18 protein-coding genes and 4 tRNA genes are annotated in these 18,992 nt (G+C 70.1%); 8 read left to right on the top strand and 14 right to left on the bottom strand.

The window, feature by feature from the left end; translation table 11 throughout:
• Positions 1-43: 43 nt before the first annotated feature.
• The 7 genes from MUN33_RS03560 to MUN33_RS03530 form a co-directional block, all read right to left on the bottom strand.
• Positions 44-116: transfer RNA gene (locus MUN33_RS03560), tRNA-Trp, on the bottom strand.
• A gap of 346 nt (positions 117-462) precedes the next feature.
• Positions 463-747, bottom strand: a complete 285-nt coding sequence (locus MUN33_RS03555; RefSeq protein WP_244803542.1) for a hypothetical protein — start codon at positions 745-747, stop codon at positions 463-465.
• Position 748: 1 nt separating this feature from the next.
• The gene (locus tag MUN33_RS03550; protein WP_244803541.1) at positions 749-907 is read right to left on the bottom strand and encodes a hypothetical protein; all 159 of its coding nucleotides are present in this window, start codon (positions 905-907) and stop codon (positions 749-751) included.
• A gap of 145 nt (positions 908-1,052) precedes the next feature.
• Positions 1,053-1,129, bottom strand: a tRNA-Met gene (locus MUN33_RS03545).
• Positions 1,130-1,184: 55 nt separating this feature from the next.
• A tRNA-Thr gene (locus tag MUN33_RS03540) sits at positions 1,185-1,257 on the bottom strand.
• A gap of 639 nt (positions 1,258-1,896) precedes the next feature.
• Positions 1,897-1,978 (bottom strand) — tRNA-Tyr (locus MUN33_RS03535).
• Between the two features lie 97 nt (positions 1,979-2,075).
• Positions 2,076-3,095, bottom strand: coding sequence for a polyprenyl synthetase family protein (locus tag MUN33_RS03530; protein ID WP_244803540.1), 1,020 nt, complete (start codon positions 3,093-3,095; stop codon positions 2,076-2,078).
• A gap of 211 nt (positions 3,096-3,306) precedes the next feature.
• On the opposite strand from MUN33_RS03530, the gene MUN33_RS03525 reads away from it, so the two are divergent.
• Positions 3,307-4,608, top strand: a complete 1,302-nt coding sequence (locus MUN33_RS03525; protein ID WP_244803539.1) for a geranylgeranyl reductase family protein — start codon at positions 3,307-3,309, stop codon at positions 4,606-4,608.
• 36 nt (positions 4,609-4,644) lie between these two features.
• On the opposite strand, the gene MUN33_RS03520 is transcribed toward MUN33_RS03525, so the two are convergent.
• The 4 genes from MUN33_RS03520 to MUN33_RS03505 all read right to left on the bottom strand — a co-directional run bounded on the left by MUN33_RS03520 (position 4,645) and on the right by MUN33_RS03505 (position 8,095).
• On the bottom strand, positions 4,645-5,337 hold the full coding sequence (locus MUN33_RS03520) for a demethylmenaquinone methyltransferase (RefSeq protein WP_244803538.1): 693 nt from the start codon (positions 5,335-5,337) through the stop codon (positions 4,645-4,647).
• Between the two features lie 35 nt (positions 5,338-5,372).
• Positions 5,373-5,879 carry a DUF3592 domain-containing protein gene (locus MUN33_RS03515; protein WP_244803537.1) on the bottom strand — a complete coding sequence of 169 codons (507 nt, stop codon included), beginning with the start codon at positions 5,877-5,879 and terminating at the stop codon, positions 5,373-5,375.
• Between the two features lie 6 nt (positions 5,880-5,885).
• Positions 5,886-7,721 carry a 2-succinyl-5-enolpyruvyl-6-hydroxy-3-cyclohexene-1-carboxylic-acid synthase gene (gene menD, locus MUN33_RS03510; RefSeq protein WP_369414916.1) on the bottom strand — a complete coding sequence of 612 codons (1,836 nt, stop codon included), beginning with the start codon at positions 7,719-7,721 and terminating at the stop codon, positions 5,886-5,888.
• Positions 7,722-7,843: 122 nt separating this feature from the next.
• On the bottom strand, positions 7,844-8,095 hold the full coding sequence (locus MUN33_RS03505) for a putative endonuclease domain-containing protein (protein WP_244803536.1): 252 nt from the start codon (positions 8,093-8,095) through the stop codon (positions 7,844-7,846).
• A gap of 201 nt (positions 8,096-8,296) precedes the next feature.
• On the opposite strand from MUN33_RS03505, the gene MUN33_RS03500 reads away from it, so the two are divergent.
• Positions 8,297-8,704, top strand: a complete 408-nt coding sequence (locus tag MUN33_RS03500) for a hypothetical protein (RefSeq protein ID WP_244803535.1) — start codon at positions 8,297-8,299, stop codon at positions 8,702-8,704.
• A 497-nt stretch (positions 8,705-9,201) separates the two neighbouring features.
• Here MUN33_RS03500 and MUN33_RS03495 read toward each other — a convergent pair whose 3' ends face one another.
• Together MUN33_RS03495 and MUN33_RS03490 are read right to left on the bottom strand one after the other, a co-directional pair.
• Positions 9,202-11,550, bottom strand: coding sequence for an ATP-binding cassette domain-containing protein (locus MUN33_RS03495; RefSeq protein WP_244803534.1), 2,349 nt, complete (start codon positions 11,548-11,550; stop codon positions 9,202-9,204).
• A gap of 124 nt (positions 11,551-11,674) precedes the next feature.
• A complete protein-coding gene (locus MUN33_RS03490) occupies positions 11,675-12,724 on the bottom strand; it encodes an o-succinylbenzoate synthase (protein WP_244803533.1) in 1,050 nt (349 codons plus the stop codon).
• A gap of 23 nt (positions 12,725-12,747) precedes the next feature.
• On the opposite strand from MUN33_RS03490, the gene MUN33_RS03485 reads away from it, so the two are divergent.
• The 6 genes from MUN33_RS03485 to MUN33_RS03460 all read left to right on the top strand — a co-directional run bounded on the left by MUN33_RS03485 (position 12,748) and on the right by MUN33_RS03460 (position 18,418).
• Positions 12,748-13,692, top strand: a complete 945-nt coding sequence (locus MUN33_RS03485; protein WP_244803532.1) for a 1,4-dihydroxy-2-naphthoyl-CoA synthase — start codon at positions 12,748-12,750, stop codon at positions 13,690-13,692.
• A 323-nt stretch (positions 13,693-14,015) separates the two neighbouring features.
• On the top strand, positions 14,016-15,401 hold the full coding sequence (locus MUN33_RS03480) for an inorganic phosphate transporter (RefSeq protein ID WP_244803531.1): 1,386 nt from the start codon (positions 14,016-14,018) through the stop codon (positions 15,399-15,401).
• Positions 15,402-15,403: 2 nt separating this feature from the next.
• Entirely contained in the window at positions 15,404-15,697 is a 294-nt protein-coding gene (locus MUN33_RS03475) for a hypothetical protein (protein WP_244803530.1), read from the top strand.
• A 163-nt stretch (positions 15,698-15,860) separates the two neighbouring features.
• Positions 15,861-16,271 (top strand): hypothetical protein, encoded by a 411-nt coding sequence (locus tag MUN33_RS03470; protein ID WP_244803529.1) that lies wholly within the window; start codon positions 15,861-15,863, stop codon positions 16,269-16,271.
• Positions 16,272-16,302: 31 nt separating this feature from the next.
• The gene (locus tag MUN33_RS03465) at positions 16,303-17,505 is read left to right on the top strand and encodes an AMP-binding protein (RefSeq protein ID WP_244803528.1); all 1,203 of its coding nucleotides are present in this window, start codon (positions 16,303-16,305) and stop codon (positions 17,503-17,505) included.
• Positions 17,506-17,536: 31 nt separating this feature from the next.
• Positions 17,537-18,418: a 1,4-dihydroxy-2-naphthoate polyprenyltransferase gene (locus tag MUN33_RS03460; protein WP_244803527.1), complete on the top strand. Its 882-nt coding sequence runs from the start codon at positions 17,537-17,539 to the stop codon at positions 18,416-18,418.
• Between the two features lie 102 nt (positions 18,419-18,520).
• Here the strand turns inward: MUN33_RS03460 and MUN33_RS03455 are convergent, their stop codons facing one another.
• Positions 18,521-18,895 (bottom strand): DUF4229 domain-containing protein, encoded by a 375-nt coding sequence (locus tag MUN33_RS03455; protein WP_439647826.1) that lies wholly within the window; start codon positions 18,893-18,895, stop codon positions 18,521-18,523.
• Positions 18,896-18,992 lie beyond the last annotated feature (97 nt).

Below are 18,992 nucleotides of genomic sequence, written 5' to 3'. Positions count from 1 at the left end.
CGGACCGGTATCGCCTACCGGCCCGGCATCCCGGGGGCATGTGCAGGGGCGACAGGACTTGAACCTGCAACCTGCGGTTTTGGAGACCGCTGCTCTGCCAATTGAGCCACGCCCCTTCGCGATGTGTCTCAGACTACCACGGAGGGCAGACGTCGACGTCTCACGGACTGCACCGCGTTAACGGCACCGCAGCAGTCTATCAGCCGGACCTCGCGGGGGACAACTACGGCCTGTCCGCACCGGGTCTCCGGCCCCGGACCACGCCGGTGATCCTTGCCAGTAACCCGGGCCGTTGTCGGTTTTGCGGTGCCGAAACCGACAATGCCCGGGGTCCCGGCGACGCAGCCGCGGAGGTCGCCCGTTGAGGCGACCGGGACAACCATGCGCTGCCCCGGTCGCTGGGCGGTCGGAGTCGTCGCACCACTCGTGCACGGGCCACATCGTCGATGGCGAACCGAACGCTCAGCCTTGATCTGTCAACGTTTCCAGGTCGACGACGGGGTCCATCGCGGCGAACTTGCGGACATTCTCCAACGCGTCGACGTCGTACGGGTCATCCATGTCGAAACCCTCGTCGATCCACATGCCGAGGAACCACTCCTTGACGTCGCGAGTCAGCCACGATTCGGCCGTCACGAGGTCATCTAGGAGGACGTGTGGCTCGTACCCGTCGACGGGAAGCCGGCCGAACACAACTGGCGGGTCCGACTCGTCAGCAATGCGCTGGTACATCAGCCTCGCGTTCATGTCAGCCCCGTCCCCCATCATCGGGAATGAGGTTGACCTGGTCGAGGAGGATGTGCATGTCGGCAGTCTTCTCTGCGCTCTCCCGGGTCTCGTGGAACGCGTCCATCAGGCCGCGGATATACTGCTCCCGAGTCACCGGCTTCCGCGTCAAAATCATCATGGTCCCAACCATACCGCCCGCCCCGGACACGCCACCCCCAACGCAATCCGGGACGAATCCGGGAAGAATCGCGACCCCATAACCCCGCACAGCAGAACACCCCGCCTCCTGCAATGCAGGTGACGGGGTGTTCTGTGTCTTACTCTGGTAGCGATGCCGGGGATCGAACCCGGGACCTCACGATTATGAGTCGTGCGCTCTAACCATCTGAGCTACACCGCCAGGGCCATTCAACCGGCAGTGACCGGGAAACCGGATGTCGCCTCAAAATGACTTGAGCCCCCTGACAGAATCGAACTGTCGACCTTTTCCTTACCATGGAAACGCTCTGCCGACTGAGCTAAGGGGGCGTACCTCATACAGCAGGACCGGTTAACAACCTCTGTTGTTCCGGCCCCAGCTCCTGAAGCCTGAAGTAGAATAACCAGAGCGACCGTACTTACACAAATCTGCAGGTCAACGCCGATAAACGACACCATTCAGCAGCACCCTCCCGCACCTCGTCGCCAACACCACGGTCCACGGCCTCCCCGACCCCGGACAGCCGACCCCTCCGGCCCGGATCGACGACACCCCACGCCCTGGCCGGCACTGAATCCGCGATGCCCGAGAAGAGCGACCCCCGGATCAGCATCACCCCTTCCGCGCCCCCCTTCGTGCCGAGCGACCCCACGGGCCCCACACAGCACCGTGCCGCAGATCGGTCGCCTGGCAGAGCCCCGTGCACGGTGGCAGACCTACAGGGCGATCCAGGGCCCGGAATCGACCCGTGGATCTGCCAGTCAGCCCACACCCCTGCCAGAAGCCCCATCCACGCCCACCCCGGGCCCCGCCCGAGCCCGGCACCCCACAGTCGGGTGAAACGACAAAGTCGGGCTAAGCGACAGAATGCGTGCCCGGTACCAGCCGCCCCCACGCCCCACACCCCACAACCCCCACCGTGCAGAAAACCGCCCGGGGAGTGTCTCCACTCCTCGGGCGGTTCAGTGTGCCAGGTAAAGGATTCGAACCTTTGAAGGCAATGCCGGCGGATTTACAGTCCGCTCCCTTTGGCCGCTCGGGCAACCTGGCGTGCACCTCACGGTGCGAGGGATACCCTACTACGAGGTCTTACCCAACCTGCAAATCAGCTGGTCAGGACACCACCAGGATGCCACCAGGACACCACTCAGCCCAGGCGTCCCAGCGAATAGGCCATGAGGTTACGCAGGGCCGTCGTGGCGGGGACGTCCGGCAGGAGCGCCAGCTCGTCCTCCCCGAGTCCCCGGTAGCGCTCGACGTCGGCCAGCGCCCTCTCCCGCCCGTCGGAGGCGCGGATGAGGGTCAGGGCCTCCGCGACGAGGTCGTCGTCCGTCACAGGGCCGGTCAGCAGCTCCCGCAGGCGCGCCCCGCCCGCGGTGTCCTCACGCATCGCGTAGAGCACCGGGAGGGTGAACACCCCTTCGCGCAGGTCTGTCCCGGGGGTCTTCCCCGACTCCTCCGGATCAGACCAGATGTCGATGATGTCGTCGACGATCTGGAAGACCTGGCCCAGGTGCCGGCCGAACCGGAACAGGGCGGTCCGCTGGTCCTCCGGCACACCGGCGTGCAGCGCCCCGAGGTAGCCGGCCGAGGCGATGAGCACACCGGTCTTCTCCTGGATGACCTGCATGTAGTGCTCGATGTCGTCCTCGTCGGCAGGCGGACCGACGGTCTCGCGCATCTGCCCGGTGACCAGCTCACCGAAGGTCTCGGCGAAGTGGCGCACAGTCTCGGTCCCCAGGTCCGCCATCAGCGCGGAGGCGACGGCGAAGATGTAGTCCCCGGCGAGGATGGCGACCGAGTTCGACCAGCGGGCGTTCGCGCTCGGCGCACCGCGGCGACGCTCCGCCTCGTCCATCACGTCGTCGTGGTACAGCGTGGCCAGGTGGGTGAGTTCGACGACGACGGCGGCGTCGGTCACGTCGGCACGCGTGCTGCTCTGTTCGTCCTGCCCGTACTGTGCCGCCAGCAGGGCGAACATCGGACGGAAGCGTTTCCCACCGGAGAGCGCGAGGTGGCTGATCTTGTCGGTGAGAAAGGTCTCCCCCGACGACAGGACCTCGCGGAGCCTGCCCTCCACACGGGCCAGGCCGTCCGGGACGGCGGTGTTCAGGTGCTCGTCACCGAGATCGAGCCCCACCCGCACATCCGAGTTAGTGCTTGCCATGAATTACGTAGCCTCTGTCCGTCAAACGTCTGCTCTGGAAAATCTTGCTCCCGCTACTGTAGACCAGCACCTCGGCACGAACCCAGACGAGCAGCAACTGGGTTTCCCGGGGGAACCAGGACGGGGCACCCGGGGGACACGGCCGCCCCACCCCGTCTATCCCCCGCGCTATCCCCCTCGCCGGCGCACCGTCGTGCCACAATAGGCGACGATGAATGACACAGCGTGCGAAGTTCTCGTCGTCGGCGCCGGACCGGCTGGTTCCGCAGCGGCGCACCGTGCCGCCCTCGCCGGCCGGGACGTCCTGCTCGTGGACATGCAGGACTTCCCACGGGACAAGACCTGCGGCGACGGGCTCACCCCGCGCGCGGTCCACGCGCTCGACCGGCTCGGCGCGTCCGACCTCGTCGCGGCCGACGCCGGACGCCCGGAGATCCGCGGACTGAAACTCCACGGCTTCGGCGGTTCCGTCACCGCCCCGTGGCCCGCACACCCCCGGTTCCCCGCCCGAGGGACGGCCGTCGCGCGCAGCGACCTCGACAACGCCCTGGTGGAACGCGCCGTCGCCTCCGGCGCGCGGCTGTCCACCGGAGTCAAGGCGGTGGACGTGGACACCGAACTGGTCCGCGGGGCCCGCCGGGTACGCGCCGTGGTCTTCGCCGACGGCACCCGCGTGCGCTGCCGCTACCTCATCCTCGCCGAAGGGGTGCGCAGCGGGCTGGCCCGGACACTGGGGACACAGTGGCTGCGGGGCCTCGTCCACGGCGTCGCCGCCCGCTCGTACTGTGCCAGCCCGTTAGGTGACGAACCCTGGATCCACTCGCACCTGGAACTCCGCGACGACGACGGCGTCGCGCAACCCGGCTACGGCTGGATCTTCCCGCTGGGCACCGAGGGCACCCACGGGTCGGCGGTGAACCTGGGGTGCGGTGCACTGTCCACCTCACAGCGGCCGGCGAAGGTCAACGTCCGCAAGCTGCTGGCGTCCTACGCCGCACAGTGCCGGGACGAGTGGGCCCTCGGCGAGCCGACCCACGTCGCCAGCGCGCTCCTGCCGATGGGCGGGGAAGTCACCCGCGTCGCCGGGACGAACTGGGCCGCCGTCGGCGACACCGCCGCGCTGGTCAACCCGTTGAACGGGGAAGGCATCGACTACGCCCTCGAATCAGCGGCCGACGTCGTCGACATGCTGCCGGACGCCGACCACTGCCCGGACGGCCTGCGCCACATGTGGCCCGCCCACCTGCGGGGACGCTACGGCGACGCCTTCTCCCTCGCACGACGGGCAGCCACGCTGCTGACCAGGCCGGGCCTGCTGTCCGCGCTCGGCCCCGTGGGGATGCGCGGCCCCCTCGCCGAACCGTTGATGGGAACCGCCGCCCGGCTGATGGGCAACCTCGTCACCCCGGAAGACCGGGACCTCACCGCCCGCGCCTGGTTGGCCGCAGGACGCCTCAGCAGCGCCCACGACCGGTTCTGGCACGCGGAGTCACGGCCCCTGTTCGGGGTCTGACCCGCGGCAGTCCCCCGCTGCCCCCGCAGTCCCCCGCTATTCCGCCGGCTTCGTGGCGCTGTGCAGCGCCGTGATCCCGAAGGTCAGGTTCTGCCACCCGCACCCTTCCCATCCGGACCGGTTCACCAGCGCGGCCAGGGCCTCCTGGTCCGGCCACTCCCGGATCGACTCGGCCAGGTACACGTAGGCCTCCGCGTTCGACGACACGGCCTTGGCGACCGCCGGGAGCGCACGCATCAGGTACTCCATGTAGACCGTCCGGAACACCGGGACAACCGGGGTGGAGAACTCGCACACCGTGAGCCGTCCCCCGGGCTTGGTGACCCGGGCCATCTCCCGCAGCCCCGCCGCCGGGTCGACGATGTTCCGCAGCCCGAAGCTGATCGTCACCGCGTCGAAGGTGTTGTCCGGGAACGGGAGGTTCATCCCGTCCCCGCAGACCTTCGGAACGTCCCGGTCCCTGCCCGCGGCCAACATCCCGGAAGAGAAGTCGCAGGCCACACACCATGCCCCGGACTCGGAGAGCTCCACCGTGGACACGGCCGTGCCGGCCGCCAGGTCCAACACCTTGTCCCCCGGGGCCAGGTCGAGCCGACGCCGGGTGCGCTTACGCCACGCGCGGTCCTGCCCGAAGGACAGCACCGTGTTGGTCAGGTCGTAGTTCTTTCCGACGGCGTCGAACATGCGGGCGACGTCGGTCGGGTTCTTCTCCAGGCTGGCTCGTGACACGGTGACCAAGCCTAGTCGATCACCGGCGCGGTCGATCACCTGCCTGGTCGACCGCCGGGGCCGGCCCTACCGTCCCCCGTTGTCCCCCGCTGTCCCCGACGCCACCAGACCTGCAACGCCACGAACAACGCCCCCGTCACCACCGCGGCAACCACCCACACCGACAACGCCGGGATCACCGACAAGGTCCACCCGCGCCCCTGCACCTTCACGTTCTCCGTGTCGGAACGCTGGTAGTCGACGTAGACCCGGTCCCCCTGGGACAACCCTGTCGGGTACTTCAGGCCGCGGTCGGGCTGGTGGTAGACACCGGCGTCGTCCCGGAAACGCACCAGGGTGGTCGGACCGTCGCTGAGCACGTCGGCCACCGCGACGCCACGGTCCCGGGAGATCTTCAAGTCGTTGACCCCGGCGTTCACCACCACCATGCCGCAGACCGCACTGGCCAGCAGGAACAGGGCGAGCACCAGCTGCACCAGACGGCGGTGCACCAGCGTCCGCGTCGGACGGAAGGACCGGAGGAACGACGGAACCGTCAGCACGCGCGCCTACCCCTTCCCCGCCGGGGAGACCGTCGTCTTCGCCGTGAGCCCCCGGTGCATCCGCTCCCGCGGTTCACGCGACACCACGGCCTCCACCACCAGCAACCCACCGGCCCCCTCAGCATGGTTCTCGAGCGCCAGGCGCAGGTCCTGCAGCGACTCCACCCGCTGGTGCCCGACGCCGTAACCGGCGCACAGCGCACCCAGGTCAGCGCCGGTCGGTGTGCCGACGACACGGTCGAACGCGGACGCGCCGTCGTCGAAGTGCCGCAGACCCGACGCCCCGACCTCAAGCGTCTCGAAGATGGCACCGCCGTCGTCGTTGGAGACCACGATCACCAGGTTCTCCGGACGCGGTTCACCCGGCCCCGCCGACAACCCGTTGATGTCGTGGAGGAACGTCAGGTCGCCCATCAACGCCACCGTCCGCGGTGCGCGCACCAGGTCCGGCTGCTCGGACGCATGCGCCAGCGCCACACCCACCGCCGTGGACACCGTCCCGTCGATCCCCGCGGCGCCACGGCTGGCGGTCACGTCCACGCCCGGGAACGGCAGCCCCGTCAGGGAGGCGTCCCGCACCGCCGACGACGCACCCAGCACCACCGCGTCGCCGTCGGCGAGACTGTCCGTCACCGCCGCCGCGACATGCAGGCCGGTGAACTCCGCGCCCGCGATCTCCTCGCGGACGGCCTCCGCGGCGACCTCACCCGCCGCGGCACAGGTCCGCAGCCACCCCCGGGGGTGTTCGCCGGTCACCGTGACACCGTGCAACGGTGCCGCCGTCTCCAGGTCCACACGCCCCACCGAGGGTGCCGTCGCCCGGTCGGTCACCGGGAACACCCGGATCCCCGGGTCCGCGAGCAGCCGGGCGATCCCCCGGTGCAGGGTGGGACGCCCGACGAGCACGATCTGCTCCGGACGCATCTGCGCACGGTACCCGCCGTCGCCGACGCCCGCGCCGATCTCCGCGGTGAACAGGCCGGCCGCCGCCGGATGCACCGGGGTGTCCGGGGCGGGACACCCCGGCTCCGCGATCGTCGGCACACCGGCGAGCTCATCGAGGATGTACCGGGCCCAGACCTTGTCACGCACGTCCCCGGCGACGACGAGAGTACGGCGCGACAGGTCCACCACGGCCGACGGCACCACCGGCGTCCTGAGCGTCCCGGACGCCCGGACGGTGCCCACGGTCTGCCCGGCGGCCTCCCGCGCAGCCAGGCTCACCTCTGTGGTCGAGGTCGGCACCAACGGCTCGGTGAAGGGGATGTCGACCTGGACACCGCCGCCGTCGACCGGGGCCGTCGCACAGGCCACGGCATGCGCCACCTGCTCGCGGACAGTGTCAGCGTCCGCGTCCGCCGGGGCGTCCGTCCGGACCGCAGCGTCAATGCCCACCGCCGCCACCGCATGGCTGCCGAAGATGCCGAACTGGTCGATCGTCTGGTTCGCCCCCGACCCCAGCAGCTCCCACGGGCGGTTCGCCGACACCACGACCAGCGGCACCCCGGCCGCCGTGGCCTCGACCATCGCCGGGAGGCAGTTCGCCACCGCCGTGCCCGAGGTCATCACCACCGGGACCGCGCGCCCCGAGCGTTTCGCCAGGCCCAGCGCAAGGAAGGAGCCGGAGCGTTCGTCGGTGCGCACGTGCAGACGCAGCCGGTGCAGACGGTCTGCCTCAGCGAAGGCCAGCGCCAACGGTGCCGACCGCGACCCCGGGCAGACGACCGCCTCCCGCACACCGTTGGCGATGAAGGCGTCGACGACGACCGCCGCCACACGTGTGGCAGGCGACGAGGTCGGGACGACGTCGTTGTGTTCGTGCTCATGCATCCGTTCAGTCACGGCCCTGACGCTACCCGGACCGGACAGGGTGGCCGTAAACGACTCGGGAAAAGTCCGGCACCGTGCAGGTTTCCGGGCCTGGAAATGCACGGCGCCAGACTTTTTCCGGGCCGTTCCCTGGATCAGCGTCCGGCGGCGACGGCGCGCGCCACCGCCTTGGACGTCTGCGAGATGAACCGGGGCCGTTCACGGCGCAGCAGCGTCGCGTCCGCCCGGACCGCGTCCCACCCGATGTCCTTGAGCTCCTGGATCTGCACGAAGTCCTTCGTCTTCTGGGCCGCACCCGCATGCGTGCCCCCGTCGTAGTACAACCCCACCCGCAGATCCGGGCAGGCCAGGTCCAGCACCGTACGGTCCTTCCACCCGGCCCCCACGCCACCTCCACCTGCGACGTCCAGTGGTACCCCTCGGGAAGCAGGTCCCGGACGACCAGCCGCAGCATCGTCTCCTCCGGCGACTGCGCACCCGGGTCCGAGAGTGCCGCGAGTCTGCCGAGGACACCCGCGTCCACCCGGCGCGCACAGCCCTCGACCAGCTCACCGATCTCCAGCACCGTGCACTGCCGGAGTGCGTCGATGAGCTGCACGGCCCGTACCTCCTGCAGGGACAGCCCGTCGACCCCGGCGGTGAACCAGGTGTGCCGCCGCCGCAGGACCGACGTCAGACACTGTGCCGCCGCGACCGTCACCGGCACGACGGCCAGCCCTGGCACCACGGTGTCGGGGAAGACCGGTTCCACATCCTTCGGCCACGCCCGTACCACCGGACGTGCCGGGGTCGACGACGCGACGGCGGTCGTCCCCGACCCCCAGGGTGACGAACGACGGGAATGCAGCAGCACCGGGGCGGAGTCCGCCCAGTACGGCAGGCCGTGGATGGCCAGGGCCGCCCACCCGCCGACCATCGCGCCCGGGTTCTCCGCCGCGTGGGCCCGGGCGCGGCTGACGATGTCGTGCCTGAACACCCCCGGGTCGTCCCCATGACCGGTCGCCAGCACGTGGTCCAGGCCGGTGACGCCGTGCTTCTCCGGGAGCTCCGCCACCGGACGGGGGAGCATCAGGCTGCGGGTCACCGGGGTGTAGAGCACCGGGACGGTCGAACGGCTGCGGCCGCCGTCGATGAGGTCCTTCCGCGCCACCGGTTCGACCGCCGGGAGCACCCGCCGCGTGTACAACGGCCCGGCGCCTGGCGGGACACGTCCCTCCCGCTCCGCCTGCCTGAGCTGTTCCATCCAGTGCTCGGCCATCGTCTGCCCCTCTCCGTGTCGCCGGCTGTCGTCCCCCGGGGTCTATTCCACCGCATCCGGGGCGCGGACGGGGGCGCTGACGGCGATCTGTGGATAACCTGCCGCCGCTGGCGCGGGGAAGCGCAGGAAAGTATGGAGAAGCGCGGCAAAAGTCTGGCGCCGTGCAGGTTTCCGGGCCTGGAGATGCACGGCGCCAGACCTTTCCGGGGGCTGGCTCTGGGGAGCGGGACGCCCTCAGCCCAGCGCGCGGGCCAGGTGCTGTCCGGTCACCGTCCCGGCCTCGACCAGGTCCGCGGGGGTTCCGGAGAACACCACACGGCCACCTTCGTGACCCGCCCCCGGGCCGACGTCGATGATGTGGTCCGCCGCCGCCATCACGGCCATGTTGTGCTCGATGACCACGAGGCTGTAGCCGTCGTCCACCAGGGACTGCATCATCGTCACCAGGGTGCCGGTGTCCGCCAGGTGCAGGCCGGAGGTCGGCTCGTCGAGCACGATCACGCCTGCACCGCCTGCACCGCCTGCACCGACCGTCCCCTTCAGCCCTTCACCGATCTTCGCCGCGAGCTTCAACCGCTGGCGCTCACCACCGGACAAGGTGTTCAACGGCTGACCCAGCCGCAGGTACTCCAGTCCGACCTGCGTCAACCGGTCCAGCACCGCGGAGACCCCGCGCGAGGCCGCACCCTGCGGAACCTCCCCGGCGAAGAAGTCCGCGGCCCGACGCACCGTCATGTCCAGGACGTCACTGATCGTGCACCCGCCGAGCGTGAACTCCAGCACCTCGGCGCGGAAGCGACGGCCGCCGCACTCCTCGCACGGGGTCGATACCCCGGCCATGATCGCCAGGTCCGTGTACACGACCCCCAGCCCGTTGCACACCGGGCAGGCGCCCTCGGAGTTGGGGCTGAACTGTGCCGGGGTGGCCCCGGCCGCCTTGTTCGCCCGGGCGAAGAGCTTGCGGACGTCGTCCAGCACCCCGGTGTAGGTCGCCGGGGTGGACCGCCGTGAGCCCCGGATGCCGGACTGGTCCACCACGGTCACACCGTCGTGCACAGTCAGGCCGCCGTGGATCAGCGACGACTTCCCCGACCCCGCGACCCCGGTGACCACGGTCAGCACCCCGAGCGGCACGTCGACCGACACGTCCTGCAGGTTGTTGACGCTGACATGCTCCAGCCGCACGGCCCCGACGGGTGTGCGCACGGACTCCCGGAGGGACACCCCGCGGTCCAGCGACCGGGCGGTCACGGTGTCCGCCCCGCGCAGGCCGTCGTAGGGGCCGGAGTAGACGACCTCGCCACCGGCCTCGCCGGAGCCCGGCCCGATGTCCACGACATGGTCGGCCGCCTCGATGACCTCCGGCTTGTGCTCGACGACGAGCACGGTGTTCCCCTTGTCGCGGATGCGTCGCAGCAGACCGATCATCCGGTCGATGTCGTGCGGGTGCAGGCCGATCGTCGGCTCGTCGAAGACGTACGTTACGTCCGACAGGGGGGACCCGAGGTGGCGGATCATCTTCACCCGCTGCGCCTCACCACCGGACAGCGTGCCCGCCGGACGGTCGAGGCTGAGGTAGCCCAGGCCCACGTCGACGAGGTTGTCGAGCATGCCGAGCAGCCCGGACACCACCGGCCCCACGGACTGTTCGGTCCCGAGCCCCTGGACGAGGTCGCGCAGCTCGGTGACCTGTGTGGAGTTCCACTCCCCGATGGTGCGTCCCGCGACGGTGGCGGTGCGCGCGGCCTCCTTCAGGCGGGTGCCGTGGCAGTCCGGGCAGGGGCCGGTGGTGCTGATCCGCTCCACGAAGTTCACGATCTGCTTCTGCTTCGGCGGGGTGTCGCGGTCGATCCACAACCGGCGGATCCGGGTGACCAGCCCGTCGTAGCTGAGCGAGGAGAACCCGCTGTTGTCCTCCTTGGCGACCTTGATCTTCTGGGACGGGGCGTACAGGAAGAACTCCCGCTGTTCCGGGGTGTAGTCGCGGATCGGGATGTCCGGGTCGAGGCGGCCGCACTTGGCGTAGGACGACCAGTACCAGTCCCCCACGCCGAAGCCGGGCGCGTCGATCGCCCCGTCGTTCAGCGACTTCGATTCGTCAAGGAACACCGAGAGGTCAATGGTGGCGCCCACCCCGGTGCCTTCGCAGGTAGGGCACCATCCCTCCGGCAGGTTGAAGGAGAAGTGGCCGGACGGCCCGACGTGGGGCTCGGAGAGCCGGCTGAACAGGATGCGCACCAGGGACGAGGCGTCCGTCGCGGTGCCCACGGTGGAGCGGGAGTTCGCCCCCATCCGCTCCTGGTCGATGATGATCGCGGGCGAGAGGTTCTCCAGCACGTCCACGTCGGGGCGCGGCAGGCTGGGCATGAACCCCTGGATGAACGCGCTGTAGGTCTCGTCGATGAGCCTGCGTGACTCCGCTGCGACGGTGCCGAAGACGAGCGAGGACTTCCCTGAGCCGGAGACCCCGGTGACCACGGTGAGCTGTCTCTTGGGGATGTCGACGTCGATGTTCTTCAGGTTGTTGGCCCGGGCTCCCCGGACATGGATGGTGTCGTGGCTGCTGCTGCGGGAGTCACTCATTGGACCTTTCATACAGGAAAAGTCTGTCGCCGTGCACCCGTACCGGGCCCCGCGCTGCACGGCGACAGACTTCTCCCGAGGATCCGAGGACCCGACGGATCCGACGACGGTGCGCCGGCCCGGCCTACAGGTGGCGGTACGCCGCGGCGAGCCGGTCGAACCACCAGTCCCGGCGCGCGGCGGGGGACTCCAGGTCCGCCAGGCGGTCCGGGTCCGGGGTCAACCGCTCCACGGCGAGCCGGCCGTCCACGATCTCACGGGGCGCGCAGACGTCCTCGGCGAACAACGACCCGGTGGCCAGTCCGGCGGCCTGGGGTGCCACGACCATCTCGTCGTCGTCGGTGTACCCCGGCAGCGACGCCGCGGCGAGGATGCCCGCGTACATGCCCACCGCGGACTCCAGGGCGGAGGAGACCGTCACCGCCACGCCGCGCCGTCCGACTTCCTCGGCGATCGCCCGGACCTGCGACACCCCGCCCAGTGGCGCGGCCTTGAGCACCGCCACGTCGCACGCCCCGGCCTGGACCACGGCCATCGGGTCGGTGGACTTGCGGATCAGTTCATCGGCGGCGACGCGGACCATCATCCCCCGCGAGCCGAGCCTGCGGCGCAGTTCCGCCAGCTCGGCCACCGTGGCGCACGGCTGCTCGACGTAGTCCAGCGGTCCGCCGCCGAGGGAGGGGTCGGTCAGTGCCCGGGCGGCGGCGAAGGCCTCGTCCACGCTCCAGCCCGCGTTCGCGTCCACGCGGATCACGGCGCCGGGCCGGGCGTCGCGCACCGCACGGACCCGCGCCACGTCGTCGTCGAGGCTCTGGCCCTTCTCCGCGACCTTCACCTTCACGGTGGTGCAGCCCGGGTAGCGGTCCAGCAGGCGCGGGACCGCCTCCGGGTCCGCGGCGACGTCCAGCGCCGGGACGGTGGCGTTGACCTCGACCGACGACAGGGTCGGCGCGGGGGGACGTCCCCACCCCAGTTCCACGGCGCTGCGCAGCCACCGGGAGGACTCCTCGGGGCCGTACTCGAGGAACGGCGCCCACTCCACCCAGCCGGACGGCGCCTCGACGAGCATCAGCTCCCGTTCGGTGACGCCCCGGAACGGGACGCGCAACGGGCAGGTGACGATCCTGGCGCGGTCGGTGATCTCGGATAGTGCCGGAAGCGCGGGAGTGTCCATGGCACACACCCTACGATGGTGACATGACAGACAACCCTTTTGACCCTTCCCAGTGGCGCGAGGTCCCCGGCTTCGACTTCGACGACATCACCTACCACCGGCATACCGGTGCCGGGCGTGAGAACGGCATCGTGCGTATCGCCTTCGACCGTCCGGAGGTGCGCAACGCGTTCCGCCCGCACACCGTCGACGAGCTCTACCGCGCGCTCGACCACGCCCGCCGCTCCCCCGACGTCGGCACGGTGCTGCTCACCGGCAACGGCCCCAGTCCGAAGGACGGTGGGTGGGCGTTCTGCTCGGGTGGCGACCAGCGTATCCGCGGACGCTCCGGGTACCAGTACGCCACCGAGCACGACGGCGACGTCGCCGCGGCGACCGCGGACACCGTCGACGAGGCGCGGGTGAAGGCAGAGGGGGGACGTCTCCACATCCTCGAGGTGCAGCGGCTGATCCGCACGATGCCGAAGGTGGTCGTCGCCGTGGTCAACGGTTGGGCCGCCGGCGGTGGCCACAGCCTGCACGTGGTGTGTGACCTGACGATCGCCTCCCGGGAGCACGGCATGTTCAAGCAGACCGACGCCGACGTGGGGTCCTTCGACGCCGGCTACGGTTCGGCGTACCTGGCCAAGCAGGTGGGCCAGAAGTACGCCCGCGAGATCTTCTTCCTGGGCCGGGCGTACACCGCGGAACGGATGATGCAGATGGGGGCGGTGAACGAGGTCGTCGACCATGCCGAGCTGGAGAACACCGCGGTCGAGTGGGCGCGTGCGATCAACGGCAAGTCCCCCACGGCGCAGCGGATGCTGAAGTTCGCCTTCAACCTGACCGACGACGGCCTGATGGGCCAGCAGGTCTTCGCCGGTGAGGCCACCCGGCTGGCGTACATGACCGACGAGGCGGTGGAGGGACGGGACTCCTTCCTGGAGAAGCGTGCCCCGCGGTGGGACGGGTTCCCCTACTATTACTGACCCTATTACTGAGCGCAGCCTGTGAATCGTGGGAATCCGCGGAGAATCACCCTCGGACGACCTGACGACGGTGGGTTGCGTCAACGATCAGCACGCCCCCGTACATACCGCGCAGGTCATTCCGATAGCACAACGCCGGAATTTCCCTTGAATTCACCCACTGTTTACCGCGTCCGTTGTCGGCACCGATGACGACACCGACGACGACCTGCGGTTTCCCGGACGGCGACACTACTTAAGTGAACGCTATATACCCCCACTGTTCACCCCCGCATTTTTTCCGGGAGTAGACGTTTCCGCCGATAGGCGGGATATTTCTTGGTGTGACTGAGCTTCTTATCCTTCTGCTCGTGATCGGGACCGCCCTGGCGTTCGACTTCACCAACGGCTTCCACGACACCGCCAACGCGATGGCCACCTCCATCGCCACCAAAGCCCTGAAGCCGAAAACCGCCGTCGCACTGGCCGGCCTGCTGAACCTCGTCGGCGCGTTCCTCTCCGTGGAGGTCGCCAAGACGGTCGCCAACGGGATCGTCAACCTCGAGGACTTCGACCTCAGCGTGGTCGCCGAGGCGGACAAACTCCTCCTCGTCGTCTTCGCCGGACTGGTCGGCGGCATCCTGTGGAACCTCTTCACCTGGCTCTTCGGACTGCCGTCCAGCTCCTCCCACGCCCTGTTCGGCGGCCTGATCGGCGCCGCCATCGCCGCCCTCGGCGTCTCCGGCGTGGTGTGGGACGGCGTCCTGCAGAAGATCATCGTCCCGGCGCTGGCCGCGCCGGTGATCGCCGGACTGGTCGCCGCCATCGGCACCGCCGGGGTCTTCAAGCTGACCCGGCGGACCCGCGAGGGCGAGCGCGACAACCTGTTCCGCCTCGGCCAGATCGGCTCGGCCTCCCTCGTGGCCCTCGCCCACGGCACCTCGGACGCGCAGAAGACGATGGGCGTGATCTTCCTGGCCCTCGTCGCCAGCGGAAACCTCGACGCCGCCGCCGACATGCCCTTCTGGGTGACCGCGAGCTGCGCGATCGCCATCGCCGCGGGAACCTACGCCGGCGGGTGGCGGGTCATCCGCACCCTCGGCAAGGGCCTGGTGGAGATCACCTCGCCGCAGGGCATGGCCGCCGAGACCTCGTCCGCCGCGATCATCCTGACCTCCGCACACATGGGCATGGCACTGTCCACCACCCACGTGGCCACCGGTTCCATCCTCGGTTCGGGCGTGGGCAAGCCGGGCGCGAAGGTCCGGTGGGGTGTCGCCGGCCGGATGGGCATCGCCTGGGTCACCACACTCCCCCTGGCCGCGGCGATCTCCTGGCTGGTCTGGACCCTCTCTAACCTGGTCGCCGACGCCACGTCGATGGCCGTCGGCTCACTGTTCACCTTCCTGATTCTGGCCACCGGTGTCGGCCTGATCGTCTACAAGGCCCGTAAGCAGCCGGTGCACGCCGACAACGTCAACGAGGACTGGGACGAGCACGGCCTGACCCCCGACACCGACACCCGGGGCGTGGCAGACCAGGCCGACACCGGAAACGACGCCGACGCCGACGCCGGCGACACCTTCGTCCACGCACTCGCCGGGGCCGGCGCAGCAGGCCCCGCCACCGAGTCGGACTCCACCGACGACCCGGGCCTCGGCCGCGGTGACCCGGCCACCGTCCTCGACACCTCCGCCGCACACACCACCGGCACCAGCAGGGAGAACTGACCATGACCATCCTCGAATCACTGCTCCAGGTCACCCTGGCGGGCCTCGTCCTGGGCGCCGGCCTGCCGATCCTCTTCGGTGTGGGCATCCGGCTCTGGGTGCCTGCCTCGGACGGAGCGTCGGACGGCGCGTCCGCCACCGGCGCGGCGACGACCACCGCCCCGTGGCGTCGTGCCGTCGCCGTCGCCATCTTCGCCGTGATCGCCTTGGCGGTCCTCCTCGGCCTGCTGTGGATCACCCAGGGCCGGATCTACGCGGCCTTCGGCTGGGACGTCTTCGGCACCGCCGCCCACTGATATCCCCATTCCTGCTCGCCGGAAACAACCTTCACGCAGGGCATATGTCAATAATGCTTGACGTCTCCCATTGTTTGGACCTACCATTCGTGGGAGATCGTGACCGTATGGTCAGCCCAGTACGCCGTCTCGGCGCCGACCCGCCTGAAGGAAGTGAACCCCCATGTCGTACCCCACATCCATTACCCGGCCCCTGGCCCGGCTCTTCGACTGGTACCGCAGGCCCGGCACCGGAGTCCGCAGCGCCACCGACAGCACCGTGCTCGGTGTCCTCCCCGGTGCCCGCGCCACCCGCGACAGGCACAACACGGCCCGGCCGCACGGCACCCTGACCCTGCGCAAGGTCGTACGCCCGGAACACACCGGCCCCAACCGGCGGGTGTTCTCACCTGCCGACCTCGGCGTCGGCACCGGCACGGTGGACGTGGTGGCCTACCTGGTCGACCAGGGCCGCACGCCCGCCACCCCCCAGGAGGTCAGGGCGGCGTTCCACTCCCTGACCGGCCGGTACCCGTCGTCGGCGGAGTCCACCGCCGCCTGCACCACCGCGGCGACCTTCGGCCTGCTGGCCTGACACCCCCTCGGACCGGCGTAGCGTGGTCAGGGTGAAGCTCGAAGCACTCCCCCTCGACCTCGACCCCCGGAAGATCGCGGCAGCCGTCCCTACGCTGGAGGGCCTCCTCTCCGGACACGGCGCCGTGCTCCCCACGGCACCGGGCCGGGAACAGGAACTCCTGTCGCAGATGGCGGCCACCGGCACCACCGCCGACGCCGGTGACGGGGAGGCCCCCGGCACCCTCATCGCCTGCACCTCCGGCTCCACCGGGACACCCAAGGGCGCCCGTCTGCGGACGTCGAACCTCACCGCCTCCGCGGACGCGACCGCCGCCTACCTCGCCGCACGGTTCGGCACCGCCACGGGCCCGTGGCTCCTGGCCCTGCCGCCGCACCATATCGCCGGACTGCAGGTCATCCTGCGCAGCCTCTACGCGGGCCACTCCCCCACCGTCCTCCCGGGCGGCCGTTTCACCCCGGAGGCGTTCACCCACGGCACGGCCACGCTACGCGCCGCGCACCCGTCGGAGAACCTCCACACCTCACTGGTACCGACCCAGCTGCAGCGTCTCATGGTCGACGCACAGGGCCGGAAGGCGCTGCACGAGTACGCCGCGGTCCTGGTCGGCGGGGCGGCGACGAGCCCCGGTCTCGTCGACGCCGCGCGGGACCACGGCGTCCACGTCGTCCTGACCTACGGATCCTCGGAGACCGCCGGGGGCATGGTCTACGACGGCCGCGCCCTACCGGGTACGCGGGTGGCGGTCGACCACGCCACAGGACGGATCCTGCTGTCCGGACCGACGGTCGCCGAGGGCTACCGCAACGTCGGCGGTGCCGCCGGGGAGGACGCCTTCCCCGCCCGTGGCACCTTCCGCACCAGCGACCTCGGCAGTATCGACGACGGCCTCCTCACCGTCCGCGGGCGCGCCGACGGCGCGATCAACAGCGGCGGGATGAAGGTCCTCCCCGAAGAGGTCGAGGCCGCCCTGGCGACGCTCGGGTACACCGCCTGCGTCGTCGGACTGCCGGACACGGACTGGGGCGAAGCGGTCACCGCCCTCGTCGAGGTCCCCGGGGAGGCTCCGGCGGAACGGACGGCGCAGGTACGGTCGGCCATGAAGGACGCCGGCCTGCCGTCACACCTGGTCCCCCGGCGTGTGCTGGGCACCCGCCGTCTGCCGGTGACCGGGCCGGGGAAGGTCGACCGGCGGGCCGTCCGGGACGAACTGCGGACTAGGCTGGAGGACTGAGAACCCCCGAGGCCCCCGTCAGGAGACGTCCTTGTCCGAGAACACCGCCACCCCCAGCGACTGGTTGACCGGCGCGCGCCCACACACCTGGGCCAACGCCGTCGCCCCGGTCCTCGCCGGCACGGCCGCCGCCGTGTACGACGGCCAGGCGTCCTGGGTCCGCGCCGTCCTCGCCGGGGTCGTCGCCATGGCGCTGATCATCGGTGTGAACTACGCCAACGACTACTCCGACGGCATCCGCGGAACCGACGACGACCGGACCGGTCCCCTGCGGCTCACCGGCTCCGGCCTCGTCGCACCGGAGAAGGTGAAGTACGCCGCCTTCCTGAGCTTCGGTGTCGCCGGGGTGGCCGGTGTGGTGCTGTCCCTGCTGTCGGCGTGGTGGCTGGTCGTCGTCGGCGCCCTGTGCATTCTCGGCGCCTGGTTCTACACCGGCGGCAAGAACCCCTACGGCTACCGGGGACTGGGCGAGGTCGCCGTGTTCGTGTTCTTCGGCCTCGTCGCGGTGACCGGCACCGAGTTCACCCAGTCCGGCACCGTCAGCTGGGTGGGGCTGCTGCTGGCCGTGGGTGTGGGCAGCCTGTCCGCGTCGGTGAACCTGGTCAACAACCTGCGCGACATCCCCACCGACCGGGAGGCGGGCAAGACCACGCTCGCGGTGGTCCTCGGCGACCGGCCGACCAGGGCACTGTACGTGACACTGGTGGCGGTGTCGGTGGTGGTGACCGTGGCGGTCGCCTCGACCGGTATCGCCGCGTTGATCTCCCTGGCCGCCGTGCCGCTGTTGTTCGTGGCCGCGCTCCCGGTGGTGCGGGGTGCCGGGGGCAGGGACCTGATCCCCGTGCTGGGGCTGACCGGACGCGGGATGCTGGTCTGGGCGGCGGCGATGTTCATCGCGATGCTGCTGGGGTGACCGGCCCCACCCGCGGCTGCCGACGGAGCAACCCCGCAGGTCGGTGTGACCGACCTGCGGGGTTGCTCCGTGCGCGGCCCCGGCGATGTGAGGCCCGGGGGATCAGCCCAGCCGCTCCTCGAGTTGGGCCCGCATCTGCTCCTTGTGCGCCCGACGGCCGGCGTCGCGCACCGCGATCTGCTCGTTGACCCGCAGCCGCAGCTTCTTGAACAGCAGCATCGACAACGGCAGTGCCACGATCAGGGCCAGCAACGCGCTCATCAGCAGCGGGAACGACTGCCCCATCCCCATCAGGATGGCGACCGACTGGATGACGACCGTCAGCACGACGAACACCAGCACCCGGGCCAGGCCGTAGAGTGCGATGTCACGCCACGCGGCCCCGGAAAGCCGGCCCGGCTTCAGCTCGGCCCCGGCGGCGCCGACGGTCCCGTCCCGGTCGACCGTGCTCTCTGAACTGCTGTTGTTCTCGTCCACGGCCCCCACTCTACGACCCCACGCGGTACGGCCCCAAAAACCTGGAATCCGGTGTTCGCTCTCGGCGTTGAACGGTATTCACACCCGGTGATCGACG

Source organism: Corynebacterium kalidii (genome assembly GCF_022869005.1).
Lineage (GTDB): Bacteria > Actinomycetota > Actinomycetes > Mycobacteriales > Mycobacteriaceae > Corynebacterium > Corynebacterium kalidii.
Note: the sequence above shows the minus strand (reverse complement) of the source record. Positions and strands in the feature narration are given on the sequence as shown.

Excerpts from the sequence above, each read along its gene's own strand:
- MUN33_RS03500 (WP_244803535.1), top strand. The coding sequence starts at position 8,297 with ATGAGCTGCACGGCCCGTACCTCCTGCAGGGACAGCCCGTCGACCCCG.
- MUN33_RS03525 (WP_244803539.1), top strand. The coding sequence starts at position 3,307 with ATGAATGACACAGCGTGCGAAGTTCTCGTCGTCGGCGCCGGACCGGCT.
- MUN33_RS03490 (WP_244803533.1), bottom strand. The coding sequence starts at position 12,724 with ATGGACACTCCCGCGCTTCCGGCACTATCCGAGATCACCGACCGCGCC.
- MUN33_RS03475 (WP_244803530.1), top strand. The coding sequence starts at position 15,404 with ATGACCATCCTCGAATCACTGCTCCAGGTCACCCTGGCGGGCCTCGTC.
- MUN33_RS03495 (WP_244803534.1), bottom strand. The coding sequence starts at position 11,550 with ATGAGTGACTCCCGCAGCAGCAGCCACGACACCATCCATGTCCGGGGA.
- MUN33_RS03530 (WP_244803540.1), bottom strand. The coding sequence starts at position 3,095 with ATGGCAAGCACTAACTCGGATGTGCGGGTGGGGCTCGATCTCGGTGAC.
- MUN33_RS03470 (WP_244803529.1), top strand. The coding sequence starts at position 15,861 with ATGTCGTACCCCACATCCATTACCCGGCCCCTGGCCCGGCTCTTCGAC.
- MUN33_RS03550 (WP_244803541.1), bottom strand. The coding sequence starts at position 907 with ATGATGATTTTGACGCGGAAGCCGGTGACTCGGGAGCAGTATATCCGC.
- MUN33_RS03485 (WP_244803532.1), top strand. The coding sequence starts at position 12,748 with ATGACAGACAACCCTTTTGACCCTTCCCAGTGGCGCGAGGTCCCCGGC.
- MUN33_RS03555 (WP_244803542.1), bottom strand. The coding sequence starts at position 747 with ATGAACGCGAGGCTGATGTACCAGCGCATTGCTGACGAGTCGGACCCG.